Source organism: Hydrogenophaga flava NBRC 102514 (assembly GCF_001571145.1).
GTDB lineage: Bacteria > Pseudomonadota > Gammaproteobacteria > Burkholderiales > Burkholderiaceae_C > Hydrogenophaga > Hydrogenophaga flava.
On the sequence record NZ_BCTF01000022.1, the window covers coordinates 25656 to 39118 of the forward strand.

Consider the following 13463-nt stretch of genomic DNA (forward strand, 5'->3'; position numbering starts at 1 on the left):
GGCTGTGACGGGGTCGATGGGTCGGTTGATGGGTGTCAAGCCCGTTCGCCGAGGTTGAGCAGCGCAACACCCACCACGACACACACAAGGCCCATGGCCTTCGTGGCACCCATGGGCTCCTCGAAGACCAGGTATCCCAGGAGTGCCGTGGCCGCCGTTCCGCTGGCCGCCCAGACCGCGTAGGTGATGCCCATGTCGAGCTGCCGCATGGCCACCGCCATCAACCAGATGGCCAGCCCGTAACAGGCTGCGGCAGCGCCCGCTGCGAGAGGACGGGTCATCCCGTCCGAGTGCTTGAGCGCCACTGTTCCGGCCACCTCTGCGACGACGCTGACCGCGACGAACCACCACCCCGTGAGACTTACATTCATGAAATACCCCTGTCGAACCCACCCGCTGGTCACTTGTACCGAGTGACCAGCGGGCAGTGCGAAGAGCGGTACCTGCATGCCAGACAGTCTATCCGTCTGGTGTCTTCAGGAAGCCGCGATTCACCCCGGACCGCGACGCGCTTCTGCAGCCACGGGCGGCTCCCACCCGCCGCCCCCGGGCGTGCGCACAACAAACACATCCCCCGGCTGCATGGCCACCTCGCCAATGTGTGAGAGGTCGACCACCTTGCCATCGGCCCGCTCCACCCAGTTGGCCCCGGGCTTGCCCGCCTGACCACCCGCGCCGCCGAAAGCGCCGTAGCGCCGGCCGTTGCTGAGGATCGAGGCCGTCATCGGCGCGAGGAAGCGGATGCGCCGCTCGCCACCGTCGCCCCCCTTCCATCGCCCGGCCCCACCGGTGCCCCGGGCGATTGCGTATTCATCGACCCGCACCGGGAAGCGCCACTCCAGCACTTCGGGGTCGGTCATGCGCGAGTTGGTCATGTGGGTCTGCACGACCGAGGTGCCGTCGAACCCCGGGCCGGCGCCAGAGCCCCCGGCGATGGTCTCGTAGTACTGGCGCTCGTGGTCGCCGAAGGTGAAGTTGTTCATGGTGCACTGGCTGGCCGCCATCACCCCCAGGGCGCCGTAGAGCGCATTGGTCACGCAGGACGACACCTCGACGTTGCCGGCCACCACCGCTGCGGGGTGGCGCGGGTTGAGCAGGCAGCCCTCGGGCACGATGACCTCGATCGGCTTGAGGCAGCCGGCGTTGAGCGGAATCGCGTCGTCGACCAGGGTGCGGAACACGTAGAGCACGGCCGCCATGGTGATCGAGCGCGGCGCGTTGAAGTTGCTCGGCTGCTGTTCGCTGGTGCCGCTGAAGTCGATCACCGCCGACCGGCGGGCGCTGTCCACACGCACCGCCACCCGGATGCGGGCGCCGTTGTCCATCGGCAGTTCGAACTGGCCGTCGCGCAGGGCGGTGATGGCCCGGCGCACACACTCCTCAGCGTTGTCCTGCACGTGCTGCATGTAGGCCAGGACGGTTTCTTTTCCGTACTGCGCCACCATCGCTAGCAGCTCCTCCTGCCCCTTGCGGTTGGCCGCGATCTGCGCGCGCAGGTCGGCGATGTTCTGCTCGGGGTTGCGGCTGGGGTGCGGCCCCGAGCGCAGCAGCGCCAGCAGGGCCCCTTCCTGCAGACGGCCGGCGCGCACCAGCTTCATGTTGTCGATCAGCACCCCTTCGTCCTCGATCGAGGCCGAGAACGGCGGCATCGACCCGGGCGTGATGCCGCCGATGTCGGCGTGGTGCCCACGGCTGGCCACATAGAAGGCGGGGCTGCGCTCCCCGCTCGACAGGAACACCGGCGTCACCACCGTGATGTCGGGCAGGTGGGTGCCGCCGTGGTAGGGGTCGTTGAGCACGAACACGTCGTCGTGCCGCATGTCCGGGTTGCGCTCGATCACCGAGCGGATGGACTCGCTCATGGAGCCCAGGTGCACCGGCACGTGCGGCGCGTTGGCGATCAGCTGGCCCTGGCCGTCGAAGATCGCGCAGGAGAAATCCAGCCGTTCCTTGATGTTCACCGACTGCGCCGTGTTCTGCAGCCGCAGGCCCATCTGCTCGGCGATGTTCATGAACAGGTTGTTGAACACCTCCAGCATCACCGGGTCCACCTGCGTGCCCACCGCCACCGCCTGCACGCGCGGCCGTGTGCGCTGCAGCAGCAGGTTGCCGCGCCCGGTCATCACCGCCTGCCAGCCGGCGTCGACCACGGTGGTGGCGTTGCGCTCGGCCACCACGGCCGGCCCGTCGATGGTCGCCCCCACCCGCAGCGCCTCGCGCTGGAACAGCTGCGCATCGCGCCAGCCGGCGGGTTGTTCGTCGGCCAGGCAGTACATGCGGATGGTGGCCACAGGGTCGGGCCGGTGCGCGGAGCCCGCGGCCGTGGCGCCGCCGCCCTGCACCGCTTCCCCGGCGAGGCTGGCCTCCACGCTGACCGATTCGATCACCAGCGCGCGGTCCGCCATCAGGAAGGAAAAGCGCTGGCGGTAGGCGGTCTCGAACGCATCGCGCAAGGCCGCCATCTCATGGGCCGGCGCTTCGTTCAGACCCAGCGCGCAGGGCAGCGCTGTGTCGGTGCCCTCGTAGCGGACCAGGGCCTTGAAGCCGGTGGTCACCGCCTGCGTGTCGATGCCCTGGGAGCGCATCTCGTCCAGCGCATCTTCGCGCAGCGCGAGTGCGCGCCCGCGCGCCGCGGCCAGGCCGGCCTCGTCCAGCGTGCGCTCCACCGAGCCCTCCCGCATCACCGTGCGGTCGGCCAGGCCCATGCCGTAGGCGCTGAGCACACCGGCCAGCGGGTGGGCCAGGATGCGCCCCATGCCCAGCGCGTCCGCCACCAGGCAGGCGGCCTGGCCGCCGGCGCCGCCGAAGCACTGCAGCGCGTAGTCGGCCAGGTCGTAACCCCGCGCGACGGAGATCTTCTTGACCGCGTTGGCCATGCTGGCGACCGCGATCTGCAGCGCCCCGGCGGCCACCTCTTCGGCGGTCACGGCGAGCGTGGCGGGGTCGGTCCGCGCGGCGTTGATCGCCAGGGCCAGCTCCGCAAAGCGGTCCACCACCACCTCCCGGTCCAGCGGCTGGTCGGCACCGGGGCCGAACACCTTCGGGAAGTGCGCCGGCTGGATGCGGCCCAGCATCACGTTGGCGTCGGTGGTGGCGAGCGGGCCGCCTCGGCGGTAGCTGGCCGGCCCCGGGTTGGCGCCGGCCGATTCGGGGCCGACGCGCAGCCGGTGCCCGTCGAAGCGGATGACCGATCCGCCGCCGGCGGCCACGGTGTGGATGCTCATCATCGGCGCGCGCATGCGCACCCCCGCCACCTCGGTGTCGAAGGCGCGTTCGAACTCGCCCGCGAAGTGGCTCACGTCGGTCGACGTGCCGCCCATGTCGAAGCCGATCACCTTGTGCAGACCGGCGGCCTCGGCGGTGCGCACCATGCCGACGATGCCGCCCGCGGGGCCGCTGAGGATGGCGTCCTTGCCCTGGAAGTGGTCGGCCTGGGTGAGGCCGCCCGAGCTCTGCATGAACAGCAGCGGCACGCCGGGCATCTGCTCGGCCACCTGCTGCACATAGCGCCGCAGGATCGGGCTGAGGTAGGCGTCGACCACCGTCGTGTCGCCGCGCGGCACGAACTTCATCAGCGGGCTGACCTCGTGCGAGACCGAGACCTGGGTGAAACCGATCGCCCGCGCCAGGACCTGGGTCGCCATCTCGTGGTCGGGCGAACGCCAGCCGTGCAGGAAGACGATGGCGCAGGCGCGGATGCCTTCGTCGTAGGCCTTCTGCAGGTCCACGCGCAGCGCGGCCTCGTTGAGCGGGGTCACGCAGACGCCGTCGGCGCCCACCCGCTCCTCGGCCTCGATGACGCGCTCGTACAGCAGCTCGGGCAGCACGATGTGGCGGTCGAACAGGCGCGGCCGGGCCTGGGTCGCGATGCGCAGCGCGTCGCGGAAGCCGCGCGTGGTCACCAGCACGGTGCGGTCGCCCTTGCGTTCGAGCAGCGCGTTGGTGGCCACGGTGGTGCCCATCTTCACGCACTCCACCCAGTCGGGCGTGATGCGGGCGCCGGGCGCCAGGCCGAGCAGGCGGCGGATGCCTTCGACCGCCGCGTCCTTGTACTGCTCCGGGTTCTCGGACAGCAGCTTGAGCGTGTGCAGGCCGCCGTCGGGCGCGCGGCCGACGAGGTCGGTGAAGGTGCCGCCCCGGTCGATCCAGAACTGCCAGCGGAGCGAAGGGGGAACGTGTGTCGGGTTCATGTCGGTCATGTCGGAATTCACTGTTGACTGAAATATGGAATGAAGATCTGGTTGGCCTGGGGGCCCACCTCGCGCACCCATTCGCGCGCGAAGCGCTCGCCCATGCGGACCAGAGTGCCGCGCAGCTGCGTGGGTGTGGGTTCGACCTGGATGCCGTTGCCCGCCAGCGTCTCGGCGGACTGCAGGGCCGCTTTCTCGGCGGCGGCCCAGCCGCGCTGCTCGGCCTGCAGCGCCAGCTCGGCCAGCGCCTTGCGGACCGCGGGATCGAGCGCCTGGTGGGCGCCGTGGTGGACCATGACCAGGTTCTTGGGCATCCAGGCGTTGAGGTCGTAGAAGTGGCGCATCCAGCGCCAGACCTGCTGTTCCACACCGGTCACGGACGAGGTGATCATGCTGTCGATGCGCCCGCTCTCCAGCGCCTTGCCGACCTCGGCCATGGGCACGTCGACGGGCACCGCCTCCAGCATCTCGGCGATGCGCCGCGTGGTGGCGTTGTAGGTGCGCATGCGCCGGCCGCGGAAGTCCGAGGCGCTGCGCACGGGCTCGGTGCAGTACAGGCCCTGCCCCGGCCAGGGGGCGGTGTACAGGGGCACGAGCCCCGCCGGTGCGAGCGCCTTTTCAACCACCGGCCGCTGCACCTTCCACAGGCGGCGTGCGTCGTTCATGTGCCGGGTCATGAACGGGATGGCGTCGGCACCGCACACCGGCCAGGTGCCGGCCATGGTGGTCATGATGCATTCGCCCGCCTCGGGCTGGCCCGCCGCCACGGCCTCCGGAATCTTGGCCAGCGGCACCCGCCTGCCCTCGGCCGCCACGGTCCAGCGCAGAGCCCCAGCGGTGGCCTGCTCGACCGCAGCGCCCAGCCAGGCCAGCGTGGTGGCGTGGTAGCCGTCGGCCTTGTAACCGGTGGCCACGGTCCACGCCGCGGGCGTTGCGGCCAGGGCATGGCGGGCGGTGCTCCACCCTGCCAGGGCGGCCGCGAGGGCCACCGGCATGTTGCGTCGGCGCATGGGGGTCTCCTGGGTCGGGACGGACGGGAGGGTGGCGGGCAGCCGGGAGCTACTGCATCAGGCCGGGCAGCCAGGTCACGGTGCCGGGCACGAGGTACACGAAGAGCACGAAGGCACACATCAGCCAGAACAGCGGCATGGACACCCGGGCGATCCAGGTGATCTCGCGCTTGGTCAACCCCTGGATCACGAACAGGTTGAAGCCGACCGGTGGCGTGATCTGCGCCATCTCGACCACCAGCACGATGAAGATGCCGAACCAGATCAGGTCGAAGCCGGCGGCCTCCACGGTGGGCAGCAGCACCGCCATGGTCAGCACCACCATGGAGATGCCGTCGAGGAAGCAGCCCAGCACGATGAAGAACATCACCAGCATCACCATCAGCGCGAACGGCGAGAGCCCGAGACCACCGATGAACTCGGCCAGGTGCCGCGGCAGGCCGATGAAGCCCATCGAGAGCGTGAGGAACGAGGCGCCCGCCAGGATCAGGCCGATCATGCAGTAGACCCGCGCCGCCGAGGACAGACCGTCCAGCAGGCTCTGGCGCGAGAGCGACCCCTCGATGGCCGACAGCGCCAGCGAGCCCGCCACGCCCAGTGCGGCCGCTTCGGTGGCGGTGGCCAGGCCCGAATAGATCGAGCCCAGGACCAGCGCAATCAGGGCCACCACGGGCAGCAGGTGCCGCCCCTCGTAGAGCTTCTGCCGGAACGTCAGCTCCGCGTCGCCGGCCGGGATCTGTTCGGGGTTTCGCAGCGCCCAGAACACGATGTAGCCCATGAACAGCAGCGCCAGCAGGATGCCCGGGATCACGCCCGCCATGAACAGCTTGGCGATCGAGACATTGGCCGCGACCCCGTAGACGATCATGATGATGGACGGCGGAATCAGCAGGCCCAGGGTGGCCGCGCCCGAGAGCGTGCCCACGGACAGCCGCTCGGGGTAGCCGCGCTTGTCCAGCTCGGGCAGGGTGATCTTGCCGATGGTGGCGCAGGTGGCGGCCGACGAGCCCGAGACGGCCGCGAAGATGGTGCAGCCGATCACGTTGACGTGGAGCAGGCGCCCGGGCAGCCGGTTGAGCCAGGGGGCCAGGCCCCGGAACATGCCCTCGGCCAGCTTGGAGCGGAACAGGATCTCGCCCATCCACAGGAACAGCGGCAGGGCGGTCAGCGTCCAGCTGGTGGTGCTGCCCCAGATGGTCAGCACCATGGCGTCGCCCACCGGGCGTTCGGTGAAGAACTGCATCGCGACCACCGCGACACCGAGCAGGGACAGGCCGATCCACAGGCCGGAGCCCAGGACCACCAGCATGAAGACGATCAGGAGCAGCGCAATCAAGGCATCCATGGCGGCCTCCTCATTCGACCCGGGCCGCTTCGCCGGCCGGGCCCTGTTTGAAGAAAGAGCGCCCGGCCAGATGGCTGGCGGTGGCGTCGATGCAGGCCAGGGCCAGCCCCGCGGCACCGATGGCCATGCTCAGCTGCGGCAGCCACAGGGGCGTGGCGTCCATGGTCTGGGCGATGTCGTGCGTGGTGCGGGACATCCACACCAGCCGCACACAGGCCCAGGCCAGGAACAGGCTGAGCACGCTGGCCGCGACCAGGCTCCAGACCTGCAGCACACCCCGCCAGCGCTCGGAGACCTTCTCCATCAGCAGCGTGACGCGGATGTGCTCGTTGCGCTGGAAGGTGGCCGGCAGGGCCAGGAACAGCGCGGCGGCGATGGCGTACCCGGCGTAGCCGTCCAGCCCCTGCACGTCCCAGTGCAGCTGGCGCGCCAGCACCCCGAGCGCGATGATGCCGAAGGTGGCGGCCAGCCCGAGCATGGCCAGCCAGGCCAGCGCGGCGTAGACCGAATCCAGAAGGCGTCTCATGGCGGTTCAGGGCTTCTGGAAGCCGTCGATGATGGCCTTGCCGTCGGCACCCGCCGTGGCCAGCCAGTCGGCCGTCAGCTTGTCGCCGATGGCCTTGAAATCTTTCTTCAGCGCCGGGCTCGGATCGGCCACCTTCATGCCCTTGGCGGTCAGCGCCTTCTGGTACTCGGTGTCCTTGGCCTCGCTGAGTTTCCAGCCGCGCTCCTGGGCCTCGGCGGCGGCCTTGAGCAGCACCTCCTGCGTGGGCTTGTCCAGCGCGTCGAAGGACTTCTGCGACACCACCACCGCGTTCTTGGGCAGCCAGGCGTTGACCCGGTAGAAGTACTTGACGCTCTCGTAGAGTTTGCTTTCCACGCCGCTGGCGCTGCTGGTGAGGAAGTTCTCGACCGTGCCGGTGGCCAGCGCCTGCCCGAGTTCGGCGAGCTGGATGGTGGTGGGCTGGGCGCCGGCCAGCTGCGCGATGCGCGAGGTGGCCGGGTTGTAGGCACGCATCTTCGTGCCCTTGAGGTCGGCCACCGACTCCACCGGCTTGGTGCTGTAGAGGCTCTGGCCCGGCCATGGCACGGCGTACAGCAGCTTCAGGCCCTGGCTGGCCAGCAGCTTCTCCAGGTGGGGGCGCTCGATCTGCGCGAGCTTGCGGGCCTCGGCGTAGCTGTCGGCCAGGAAGGGCAGCGAGTCGGTGCCGAACAGCGGGTTCTCGTTGCTGTGGCCCGAGAGGATGAACTCGCCCGCCTGCGCCTGGCCGGTCTGCACCGCGCGCTTGATTTCGTTGGCCTTGTAGAGCGAGGCCCCCGGGTGCAGGGTGATCTTGAGCTTGCCGCCGGTGGCCTTGTCCACGTCGTTGACGAAGGTCTGCAGGTTCTCGGTCTGGAAGCTGCCCACCCCGTAGGCGGTGGGCAGGTCCCATTTCATCGGGGACTGGGCCAGGGCGTTCGGGCCCGAGGCCAGCAGCACCAGGGCGGCGCTGGCGCCGAGCAGGTTTCGTTTGGAGATGGTCATGTCGGTTCCTCGTGGGGGTGGGTTGAAAAGTGGCCCGGTCATCCCAGGCCGAGTTGGTCGTTGAGTCGGTCGGTCACCAACATGCAGCCAGGCGCATGGGTGATGCAGAACGCGGGCTTGGACGCCGCGATGGCGGCCTGGGGCGTGACACCGCAGGCCCAGAACACCGGCAGCTCGTCGGGCATCACCTCGACGGCGTCGCCGTAGTCCGGACGGGACAGGTCGCTGATGCCGATCAGGGCCGGGTCGCCGATGTGCACCGGCGCGCCGTGCACCTCCGGCACGCGGGAGGTGATCTGCACCGCGCGGATCGCGTCGGCCGCCTTGAGCGGGCGCATGGTCACCACCATCGGCCCCTGGAACGGGCCGGCGCGGCGGGTCGGGATGTTGGTCTTGAACATCGCCACGTTGCGCCCCTGTTCGACGTGGCGCAGGCGGATGCCGGCGGCCAGCAGGCCGTGCTCGAACGAGAACGAGCAGCCCAGGGCGAACACCACCATGTCGTCGCGCCACACGGCAGCGAGATCGGTGGGCTCGTCGACCAGCTCGCCGGCCTGCCACACGCGGTAGCAGGGCAGGTCGGTGCGGATGTCCAGGTCGTGGCCCAGCTCGGTCAGGCGGTACTGGCCCGGCTCGCCCACGGCCAGCAGCGGACAGGGCTTGGGGTTGCGCTGGCAGTAGCGCAGGAAAGTCGTCGGCCAGGGCCTTGGGCAGGATGGCGAGGTTGGCCTGCACGTGGTGGCGGGCGAGGCCGCTGGTGTGCCCGGTCAGTTGGCCGGACCGGGCGGCGAGGCGAACCTCCAGCGCGCTGGAGCTTTCATGCAGGTGATTCGGAACGGTGCTGTTCATGTTGGATGGTGTCGGCCATGGGTGAATGGCGCGGATTCTGGGCATTGCGCCCGGATTCATCCAACGAGAAATTTGCGCGCATCCTCATCGAAAAAATCGATGACCTGATCGAGTGCGCGTTAACCCTATCAAGGTTAACCCTAGGCACCGGCGCGGTGCACTCAGGGCTTCGATCGGGTGCGCGAGGACCTCAGCTGTGCGGTGGCCGAGGCCAGCAGCGACTCCGTCAGCGTGCTGGTGGGGTCTTCGCGGTAGCTGGCGTGGATGGGCAGCGGCGCCAGCGCCGGCGCGCCCGGCAGGGCCCGCAGGGGCGAGCGGTGGGCCAGCGCGGACACCACCTCGGAGGGCAGCGTGGCGACCCCGAAACCCGCCTCGACCAGCTGCACCATGGCGGAGATCGAGGAGATCGTGTGGATGCGGGGGGTGGGCGTTTCATCGCCCTGGAACAGCTCCAGCAGCGCCTGGTGCGGCTGCGATCCGCGCTGGAAGGTCAGCAGCTCCAGGCAGGCCAGGTCGTTGAGCCGGTAGCGCCGCGCCAGGTGCATGTCCTGGTGGCCGACAAAGGACATCTGCATGGCCGGCAGGGCCACCGAGCGCAGGCCCGCGTCGTTGGCGGGGATGGCGGCAAACACCAGGTCGAGCGCGCCACGGCGCACCTGGTCGACCAGCACCGGCGAGGTTTCCACCGTGAGCTCGAAGGCGAAGTCGGGCTGGTCGGCCCGCATCTGCACCAGCCAGCGCGGCAGCCAGCTGTGCACCACCGACTCGATGGCACCGATGCGCACCGTGACCATGTCGCCGCTGTTGTGGCCCATGGCCTCCTTGATCTGGCGCTGCATCGACAGCAGCTGCTGCGCCAGGGTGTGGAAGCGCTGTCCCGCAATCGTGAGGCGGAACTGTTTGTCCCGCCGGTCGACGAGCACCGTGCCCAGCTCCTCCTCCAGCGCGGAGATGCGGGCCGAGAGCGCGGACTGGGTGATGTGCAGCTTCTGGGCGGCCCGGGTCACACTGCCCAGGGAGACGGCCCAGTGAAAGGCTTCGACGAATCGCAGGTTCATGGCTGGGGCCTAAGTGGATGCAGGCTTCATCTCGTCCAGAAGCCACTGAAGAAACTGCCGGGTCTGTGGCGACGCGTTCGGAGCCACTCCGATGCAATGGCCGCTCAAAGGCATCCGCACATCGGGCAAGGGGCAGACCAGACGCCCCGACGCCACGTCGTGTGCGATCAGGGAGGTTGGCGCCAGGGCGAAGCCCAGCCCGTCCACGGCCGCCTGCAGCACAAAGTGCAGGTGCTCGAACTGCAGGCAGCCGGAGGGCATCAACCCGGGCGCGCGCACCAGCCGCTTCCAGTGCTCCCAGTCCTCGCTGCGCGATCGGGACAGCAGCAGCACATGGAACGCCAGGGCCGCCGGTTCGTGCACAGGGCATCGGGCGAACAGCGCGGGCGATCCCACCACAAGCGCCTCGTCGTCCAGGCACGGATGGATCTCCATCGCTGCCGGCCACCCCTGGGTGCCGCGCCGGATGGCCAGGTCGTAGGCGTCGAGCGCCTTGTCGGGCGGCAAGGTGGTGGTCATCACCTGCGGCTCGATGTCCGGATGCCGGGCCACGAACCCCGGCAGCCTCGGGATCAGCCACCGCACCGCGAACGAGGGCCTGACGTTGATCTTCACCGGGCGCAGCGGCGCAGTGCCCCTGAGCGACTCGGCGGCGGCGCCTATCTGCTCCAGGGCCGGTCCCACCTGGGCATGGAACTGGTGACCGGCGGCCGTGAGCAGCACCTGCCGGGTCCTGCGTTCGAACAGGACCACGCCCAGATGGGCCTCCAGCGCCTGGACCTGGCGACTGATCGCGCTGTGCGTCACGTGCAGTTCCAGTGCGGCCAGCGTGAAGCTCTGGTGGCGCGCAGCGGCCGCGAAAGCTCGGACAGCGTTCAACGGAGGCAGGCGGGGCGGCATGCGTGCAATTTTCTCACGCATGCCGCGCAGCAAAACCGTTTGTCGCGCGTGGCGGCGTTGCGCACCATGACCCCATGCCGACACCCGACACCACCCTCCTCACCGACCGCCACTCGCGCCGCGCCGCCTGGGTGCTGGGGCTGTCCCTGCCCGGGGACACAGCGCTCTACCTGCTCCTGCCCATGTTTGCACCGGCCTTTGGGGTTAGCCTGCCCGAGACCGGGATGCTGCTGGCGGCGAACCGACTGGTGCGCATCGCCGGGTACGGCGCGGTGGCGCGGTTCTACGCCCGACATGGCGAGCGGCGCACCTGCACGCTGGCCGCGCTGGCGGCGGCGGTGTGTGCGCTGGGCTACGCCACCCTCACCGGCTTCGTCGCCCTGTTGTGCCTTCGGCTGGTGTGGGGGCTGGCCTTCGCTGCTTTGAATCTGGCCACACAGGCCCTGGCCACGGCGGAACCGGCCGGCGCTGCGCGCCGGGCCGGCCGCTCGCGCGCGGTGACGGCCCTGGGGCCCATGCTGGCGCTGCCACTGGGGGGCGCGTCTGCGCTGTGGGCCGGTCCCAAAGCCATCTTCTTCCTGTTCGCGATCGCCGCGCTGGTGGTCGTGGCAGTGGCCCGCCAGTTGCCCGACGCGCCCCACGCCGAGCCACCGCCAGAAGAAAAGCCGTCAAGGCTCCCGGGCAGCCTCGACCGCTTTTCCTTTGTTGAAGGCCTGGTGCTGGACGGCCTGTTCATCATCGGCCTGTCCTACCTGGGTCGAGACCTGCTGCCGGGTCAACCGGTGCTCGTGGCGGGCCTGCTGCTGTCGGTCCGCTACCTGGCGGAAATCGTGCTGGCTTCCTCGGGCGGGCACCTGGCGGACAAGCACGACCCGGCCGTGCTGCTGGTGGTCTTCGCGGTGCTGACGTCGGTCGCCGTGGCGGGCTTCGGCTTCGGATGGTTGTGGAGCTGCGCACTGGCCATCGTGATCCTGCGCGCCCTGCTGCTGCCGCTGCTGCCCACACTGGTCGCGCTTCGCACACCGGGGCCAGGGCGCATACAAGCCCTGGTCACGCGGTCCGTCTGGCGCGACATGGGCGCCGGCGGCGGCCCGGTGCTGGCCGGGCTGTTGTTGCCCGCCGTGCCGGCCGCGTGGATCTATGGCGGCGCGGCGCTGCTGCTGGCCACCACGGCGATGGCCTGCCTCAAGCCGCACAAGCGCTGACTGCACGCTGCGCGGATTCCCTTCTTCCCCTGCTTTCTGGAGACATCGAAATGAACCTGCATCGCACCCTCGTGGTTTGCGCGGGCGGCACCGTGGATCTGCCTGCGCGGCCGATGAACCACCGCTGCGACGGCGGGCACCTGCTGGTCCACCCGCCGCGGCCGGTCTGGGAAAGAAGCGAGCTCACGCCCGATGAGCTGGCGCGGTGGGCCTGCCTGGTGGCTGCCACCGGGAAGGCCATGCTGGACACATTGCCGCCGCTCGACGGGGGATGCCTCAACTACTGGGAGGCCGGCAACAACGCGCTCAACGACAAGGCCCATCCGATGGGCCCCAAAACCCCCCGGCTACACCGCAGGATGCACCTGCATGTGTTTGGGCGAAGCCCGAAGGCGACGCATCCCGATTGGCAATGGGGCGAGCCGCCGCGGTTCCCGGCGTTCGCCGATTCGGACGCCTGGACTGCGCAGTTCAGCCCGCTGAATCCTGGCGAATGCGACGCCATCGCGGCAGCCATACGGATGCTGCTGAACACCCGCTATGGCATGAACGCCGGGGCTGCAGACCTGCCGACCTCAGGCCCCTGAGCCGCTCACGCCTTCTCGGAGGGCGCGTGCATGTGCGTGCCGAAGTAGTTGCTCATGCGGAACAGGGTCTCGGTGCGCTTGTAGAAGATGATGTACTTCTTGCGCGGGCCGCCCCGCGTGAGGCCGATTTCGGGCGTGCGGAAGTCGACGAAGCAGCCGTGGTCGGCCGCCACCTTGATCAGCGACAGCGGCGTCCAGTAGGCCACGTGACCCGGCACGAAGGGGTACTGGTGCGTGGCGATGTTGGTGCCGTCGTAGATGTTGGAGCTGCAGATCAGGACGCCATCGTCCTTGAGCAGGCGCAGCAGCGACTCGAAGTGCGCCACCGGCTCGGTGAAGTGCTCGATCACCTCGGAGGCGATTACCACGTCCGACGGCGTGGCCTCGGCGATGGTCTCGAAGTTCTCGGCCTCCTGCATGTTCTCCAGGTCGACCAGCTTGGTCTGCACCTCGGGGTAGGCGCGCTTGAGCCAGAGGTGGTCGGTGTTCAGGCCCGAGCCGAAGAAGCTCACGCTGGCGTTGTGCTTGCTCACGATCTCCATGCCCATCTCGGCCATGTAGAACTCGCGGCCCGGGCGCTCGTCGTTGGCGTTGCGCAGTTCGCGCAGTGCGGCCTCGGACGACTGGCGGGCAATGATCTTGACGTAGTTGCCCAGGTTCTCGGGGTAGCGGATCAGGCCGCAGGAGCGGCACTGGTGGCCGCGCATGGTCTTGCCCTGGTACGGCTTGACGCGGCAGGTGTGGGCGACGATGTCTTCTTCACCGCCACAGACGGGGCATTGGCTCATGGGGTT

General features: G+C 69.4%; 11 protein-coding genes and 1 pseudogene. 2 read left to right on the forward strand and 10 right to left on the reverse strand.

The features are described from left to right. Positions 1-35 precede the first annotated feature (35 nt). The 9 genes and pseudogenes from HFL01S_RS18185 to HFL01S_RS18225 all read right to left on the reverse strand — a co-directional run bounded on the left by HFL01S_RS18185 (position 36) and on the right by HFL01S_RS18225 (position 10877). On the reverse strand, positions 36-371 hold the full coding sequence (locus tag HFL01S_RS18185) for a DMT family transporter (RefSeq protein WP_066261273.1): 336 nt from the start codon (positions 369-371) through the stop codon (positions 36-38). A gap of 120 nt (positions 372-491) precedes the next feature. Next, a complete protein-coding gene (locus HFL01S_RS18190) occupies positions 492-4190 on the reverse strand; it encodes a hydantoinase B/oxoprolinase family protein (protein WP_066261274.1) in 3699 nt (1232 codons plus the stop codon). Between the two features lie 17 nt (positions 4191-4207). After that, positions 4208-5200 (reverse strand): TRAP transporter substrate-binding protein, encoded by a 993-nt coding sequence (locus tag HFL01S_RS18195; RefSeq protein WP_245644856.1) that lies wholly within the window; start codon positions 5198-5200, stop codon positions 4208-4210. A 49-nt stretch (positions 5201-5249) separates the two neighbouring features. Then, positions 5250-6545 carry a TRAP transporter large permease gene (locus HFL01S_RS18200; RefSeq protein WP_066261162.1) on the reverse strand — a complete coding sequence of 432 codons (1296 nt, stop codon included), beginning with the start codon at positions 6543-6545 and terminating at the stop codon, positions 5250-5252. A 10-nt stretch (positions 6546-6555) separates the two neighbouring features. Further along, positions 6556-7071, reverse strand: coding sequence for a TRAP transporter small permease (locus HFL01S_RS18205; protein ID WP_066261163.1), 516 nt, complete (start codon positions 7069-7071; stop codon positions 6556-6558). A gap of 6 nt (positions 7072-7077) precedes the next feature. Further along, the gene (locus HFL01S_RS18210) at positions 7078-8070 is read right to left on the reverse strand and encodes a TRAP transporter substrate-binding protein (RefSeq protein WP_066261164.1); all 993 of its coding nucleotides are present in this window, start codon (positions 8068-8070) and stop codon (positions 7078-7080) included. A gap of 38 nt (positions 8071-8108) precedes the next feature. Then, positions 8109-8919, reverse strand: a pseudogene (locus HFL01S_RS18215) (putative hydro-lyase). Between the two features lie 161 nt (positions 8920-9080). Then, the gene (locus HFL01S_RS18220; protein WP_066261165.1) at positions 9081-9977 is read right to left on the reverse strand and encodes a LysR family transcriptional regulator; all 897 of its coding nucleotides are present in this window, start codon (positions 9975-9977) and stop codon (positions 9081-9083) included. 9 nt (positions 9978-9986) lie between these two features. Continuing rightward, positions 9987-10877 (reverse strand): LysR substrate-binding domain-containing protein, encoded by an 891-nt coding sequence (locus HFL01S_RS18225; protein ID WP_066261166.1) that lies wholly within the window; start codon positions 10875-10877, stop codon positions 9987-9989. A gap of 74 nt (positions 10878-10951) precedes the next feature. Between HFL01S_RS18225 and HFL01S_RS18230 the strand changes: the two genes are divergently transcribed. Next, on the forward strand, positions 10952-12082 hold the full coding sequence (locus HFL01S_RS18230) for an MFS transporter (RefSeq protein WP_066261167.1): 1131 nt from the start codon (positions 10952-10954) through the stop codon (positions 12080-12082). Positions 12083-12132: 50 nt separating this feature from the next. Then, complete coding sequence (locus tag HFL01S_RS18235; RefSeq protein ID WP_066261169.1) at positions 12133-12669, forward strand: hypothetical protein; 537 nt, start codon at positions 12133-12135, stop codon at positions 12667-12669. Between the two features lie 5 nt (positions 12670-12674). Here HFL01S_RS18235 and HFL01S_RS18240 read toward each other — a convergent pair whose 3' ends face one another. Continuing rightward, a complete protein-coding gene (locus HFL01S_RS18240; protein ID WP_066261171.1) occupies positions 12675-13457 on the reverse strand; it encodes a class I SAM-dependent methyltransferase in 783 nt (260 codons plus the stop codon). Positions 13458-13463: the final 6 nt, after the last annotated feature.

Coding starts and splice junctions, on each gene's coding strand:
- HFL01S_RS18230 (WP_066261167.1), top strand. CDS start 10,952: ATGCCGACACCCGACACCACCCTCCTCACCGACCGCCACTCGCGCCGC.
- HFL01S_RS18225 (WP_066261166.1), bottom strand. CDS start 10,877: ATGCCGCCCCGCCTGCCTCCGTTGAACGCTGTCCGAGCTTTCGCGGCC.
- HFL01S_RS18240 (WP_066261171.1), bottom strand. CDS start 13,457: ATGAGCCAATGCCCCGTCTGTGGCGGTGAAGAAGACATCGTCGCCCAC.
- HFL01S_RS18190 (WP_066261274.1), bottom strand. CDS start 4,190: ATGAACCCGACACACGTTCCCCCTTCGCTCCGCTGGCAGTTCTGGATC.
- HFL01S_RS18185 (WP_066261273.1), bottom strand. CDS start 371: ATGAATGTAAGTCTCACGGGGTGGTGGTTCGTCGCGGTCAGCGTCGTC.
- HFL01S_RS18195 (WP_245644856.1), bottom strand. CDS start 5,200: ATGCGCCGACGCAACATGCCGGTGGCCCTCGCGGCCGCCCTGGCAGGG.
- HFL01S_RS18205 (WP_066261163.1), bottom strand. CDS start 7,071: ATGAGACGCCTTCTGGATTCGGTCTACGCCGCGCTGGCCTGGCTGGCC.
- HFL01S_RS18235 (WP_066261169.1), top strand. CDS start 12,133: ATGAACCTGCATCGCACCCTCGTGGTTTGCGCGGGCGGCACCGTGGAT.
- HFL01S_RS18200 (WP_066261162.1), bottom strand. CDS start 6,545: ATGGATGCCTTGATTGCGCTGCTCCTGATCGTCTTCATGCTGGTGGTC.
- HFL01S_RS18210 (WP_066261164.1), bottom strand. CDS start 8,070: ATGACCATCTCCAAACGAAACCTGCTCGGCGCCAGCGCCGCCCTGGTG.
- HFL01S_RS18220 (WP_066261165.1), bottom strand. CDS start 9,977: ATGAACCTGCGATTCGTCGAAGCCTTTCACTGGGCCGTCTCCCTGGGC.